Source organism: Streptococcus sp. GMD3S (assembly GCF_000298695.2).
GTDB lineage: Bacteria > Bacillota > Bacilli > Lactobacillales > Streptococcaceae > Streptococcus.
Map to the genome: position 1 here is coordinate 1 of NZ_AJRC02000077.1, position 679 is coordinate 679.

1 pseudogene is annotated in these 679 nt (G+C 40.4%); it reads left to right on the forward strand.

Annotated elements, in window-relative coordinates:
* Positions 1–679 (forward strand): annotated as a pseudogene (locus GMD3S_RS0210275) (hyaluronate lyase); the annotation flags it as partial.

Below are 679 nucleotides of genomic sequence, written 5' to 3' on the forward strand. Positions count from 1 at the left end.
GGGAATCAATACTATGATTCTAAAAATGAACAGATGGCCAAGTTAAACCAGGAGCTGGAAGGAAAGGTAGCTGATAGCCTATCCAGTATTTCAAGTCAGGCGGACCGCACCTATTTGTGGGAAAAATTTTCAAATTATAAAACGTCTGCGAATCTGACTGCCACTTATCGGAAATTAGAGGAGATGGCCAAGCAAGTGACCAATCCTTCTTCTCGTTATTATCAAGATGAAACCGTCATTCGAACAGTTAGGGATTCCATGGAATGGATGAATAAACATGTCTACAATAGTGAAAAGAGCATTGTTGGGAACTGGTGGGATTATGAAATCGGTACACCTCGTGCCATCAACAATACCTTGTCTCTGATGAAAGAATACTTCTCAGATGAGGAAATAAAAAAATATACAGATGTGATTGAAAAATTTGTGCCAGATCCCGAACATTTCCGAAAGACGACTGATAACCCATTTAAGGCCCTAGGTGGAAACTTAGTGGATATGGGAAGGGTAAAAGTAATAGCTGGTTTACTGCGCAAGGATGACCAAGAAATTTCTTCTACCATTCGTTCGATTGAGCAAGTGTTTAAGTTGGTAGACCAAGGCGAAGGTTTTTATCAGGATGGATCTTATATCGACCACACCAATGTTGCCTATACGGGTGCTTATGGAAATGTCTTGA